Below are 3,077 nucleotides of genomic sequence, written 5' to 3' on the forward strand. Positions count from 1 at the left end.
CCCCCGACACCACCGCCGTCGCCCCCGACGTCGCACCACCATGCTTGCTATACCCCCCACTCGGCGAAGCCCCCGGAATCGGCTCCCCCACCTTCACCGCAAACGGCCCACACACCCCATTCCCCTGCCCATACACCAACCCATCCTTCTTATAAATACCCCGATTCGACTTCGGATGAATCTGCAAATCCGCCGTCACCCCACCCACCTGCAAAGCCCCAAAAGCCTCCCGCCACGCCGTTCTCTCAGTCTGCCCATCATTCCCCGCCGCCACCACAATGACGACATCCTTCTCCTGAGCCTCAATAAAAGCCCGCGTCTTCTCGTTATCCAACCCGCCGGCCTGAGACATATTGATCACCTTCGCCCCTTGCGCCAGGCAATACCGAATCGACTTCACCACCACCTCCCCCTGAGTCATTCCGAAAACACTGCTGGACACCGAAATAATCGTCGCGTCCGGTGCTGCCCCGATAATCCCCTGCGACCGTCCCGGACCAGACCCCCGACCAGCGATATACGCCGCCATCCCCGTCCCATGATCAGTATCCGGTTTCAACCCATCAGGAGCCCCCTTCCCCGACACATCCGTACCGCCTTCAAAACGCACCCCCACCAGATCCTGATGCGTCGCATCGATCCCCGAATCGATCACACACACCTTCACCCCCGCACCCCGCGACACGGTCACCGATCGGTCCACCCCCAACCCGGTAATCCACCACGACAACTCCCGCGCCACCCCCCGCTTCGCCGCCGCAGCCGCCCGCTGCTCCGCCTCCGAAGCCCCCACCACCGGCACTGCCCCCACCGTCGCTGACGCCGCCGACACCGGCAACACCACCAACACACCCGCCAACACACCCACACACACCCGAGCCACCATCACACCCACACCCTCACCCAACCCACACCAACAACCACAGCCGCCGGGGCAAAACCCCGGCAGCCACCCTCACCGGAAACTCACAAATCGTCCTTCTCTTTCCATTCGAAGGACTGCTTCGTCTGCGCATCCACCCCAACCCGCGCCAACCCAGCCCGACCCTGCGCCTCAGCCTGGGCATATGCCGCATGCGACTCCACCAAACCCCGCAACACCCGATTCACCATCCCCTCCAGCTTCACCACGTTCTCCTCCAACTTCACCGCCGCCTGACAAGCGTTCGTCCAACCCTGTTGGACCTCGACGAGCTGGCCGCCGGGTTGGGCCGCTTCCACCTTCGCTTTCGCCTCGATCACCTCGACCTTCGCGGCCTGCAACTTCTCATACAAGGCATACAAATCCTGATACGCCTGGCGATAAGCCCCCAACTCCACCCGGAAACCCTCACCCCGCGCCGCAGACACCTCCGAACACGAACCCACACCCCCCGCCGGCACACTCCCCGACGAACACGACCCCACACTCACACCCACACTCGACTCAGACATCACCCACACACCCTTTCGCCACACACCACACCAACCAACTCACTCATCCCCCAACACCGGCGGCGCCACCAACTCCGTATCCCCCCACACCTCATCCGAAGCCACCAAAAACTCCGGCCGAGCCCGCAACCCACGATCACGCTCCCCACCAGCACCAGCCCCACCCACCGGCAAACCACCCTGACCAACCCCACCACGACCACCCGCAGCAGAACCCACCCCAGAACCACCACCCACACCACCAGGCCCACCCGACCCAAAACCACCCGAACCACCAGCACCGGCACCGGCACCGGTACCCCGAGCCCAACCACCAGACCCAGCAGACCCAGCACCACCCGAGCCGACACCACCCACACCACCAGCACTGCCAGCACCACCAGCACCGGCACCCACACCACCGGCGCTCCCCCGAGCCCAACCCCCACCAGACCCAACACCACCAGCACCACCGGGACTGCCCGCGCCAACACCCCCAGGTCCGCTACCGAACCCACCAACACCCCGAGCCCAACCCCCACCAGCACCACCGATGCCAGAACCACCCGGGAAACCCGGACGCACCCCACCAGGCACCCCCGGCACCACCCCACCCGGCGGGAAAAACCCCGACCCACCCGGCACCCCCGGACCACCCGGAACCCCACCAGGAACCCCACCCGGAGGCAACACCCCCACACCACCCGGCAACCCCGGACCACCCGGAGGCAACGGCGCCACCCCCACCGGAGCAAACACACCCCCACCACCCGGACCCGGCAACCCCGGCACCACACCCCCACCAGAACCACCCGGACTACCTGGAACACCCGGCAGACCCGCACCCCCTGAGCCACCCGAACCACCCGGTACTACACCCGAACCACCCGGCAGACCAGGACTACTCGGCACCCCAGACACACCACCACCAACACCACCAGCACTGCCCCCGCCACCAGGACCACCCGGCCACACCCCAACCCCACCAGACCCCGACCGACCAGAACCACCAGGCCCCCTCACCGGCCCATCCCCCGACGACGGCACCCCCGACGACCCCCCATCCACAGGCAACGACGCCGGCAAATCAGCCAGATCATTAACAGGCAAATCAGCCCAACTCACCCGTTCGACACGATCCCCGTGATCCTTGGCCGCCTTGTCCATCTCCTTCACCTTCGCCAACAACACCTCACGCGCCGCCTCCTCCTCCCGACGCGCCCACCAATACTCCACAGAACCCCGCACCCGCCCCAACAAACCACCCACACCCACCCGCGGCTTCACATACACCGCCTCCGGCGCAGGCAACCCCGCAACCTCCCCCTTAAACCGCTCCATCACCTGCCGAAAATCCCCCACCGCCCCACCCGCAGAACCCGACGACGACGCCACCCCACGCCCCGACCCCGACGTCTCCAACGTCCGCGACACCGCCGCCGCCGCAGCCTCCCCACGCCACCCCACACCCGACAACCCCACCAACTTCGACTGAAAATCCCCCGACAACCGCTCCACCTCAGCAGACGCCTTCCTAAAAGCATCCACCGCCACCCCCATCTCCCCCGGCCGCACACTCTCCACCACAGCCTTCAACTCCACCGCACGCATCCCCTCATACGCACCCTCACGAGCACCACTCACCACAACCCACTCCTCCGGCA

Annotated in this window: 5 protein-coding genes; 1 reads left to right on the top strand and 4 read right to left on the bottom strand. The window is 66.0% G+C overall.

Annotated elements, in window-relative coordinates; all coding sequences use genetic code 11:
• The 4 genes from AUCHE_RS15310 to AUCHE_RS16855 form a co-directional block, all read right to left on the bottom strand.
• The coding region (locus tag AUCHE_RS15310) for a S8 family peptidase (RefSeq protein WP_246785326.1) at positions 1-886 on the bottom strand (886 nt) is incomplete at its 3' end.
• A gap of 80 nt (positions 887-966) precedes the next feature.
• On the bottom strand, positions 967-1,434 hold the full coding sequence (locus AUCHE_RS15315) for a hypothetical protein (RefSeq protein ID WP_006504241.1): 468 nt from the start codon (positions 1,432-1,434) through the stop codon (positions 967-969).
• Entirely contained in the window at positions 1,434-2,243 is an 810-nt protein-coding gene (locus AUCHE_RS15320) for a hypothetical protein (RefSeq protein ID WP_162137268.1), read from the bottom strand. The genes AUCHE_RS15315 and AUCHE_RS15320 overlap by 1 nt, the downstream gene beginning before the upstream one ends.
• Positions 2,244-2,285: 42 nt before the next feature.
• Complete coding sequence (locus AUCHE_RS16855; protein WP_155889087.1) at positions 2,286-2,423, bottom strand: hypothetical protein; 138 nt, start codon at positions 2,421-2,423, stop codon at positions 2,286-2,288.
• Positions 2,424-2,572: 149 nt separating this feature from the next.
• Here AUCHE_RS16855 and AUCHE_RS15330 point away from each other — a divergent pair, with 149 nt between their 5' ends.
• Positions 2,573-2,908 (top strand): hypothetical protein, encoded by a 336-nt coding sequence (locus AUCHE_RS15330; RefSeq protein WP_162137269.1) that lies wholly within the window; start codon positions 2,573-2,575, stop codon positions 2,906-2,908.
• Positions 2,909-3,077 lie beyond the last annotated feature (169 nt).

The organism is Austwickia chelonae NBRC 105200 (assembly GCF_000298175.1).
In the GTDB taxonomy this organism is placed as follows: domain Bacteria; phylum Actinomycetota; class Actinomycetes; order Actinomycetales; family Dermatophilaceae; genus Austwickia; species Austwickia chelonae.

Excerpts from the sequence above, each read along its gene's own strand:
- AUCHE_RS15315 (WP_006504241.1), bottom strand. The coding sequence starts at position 1,434 with ATGTCTGAGTCGAGTGTGGGTGTGAGTGTGGGGTCGTGTTCGTCGGGG.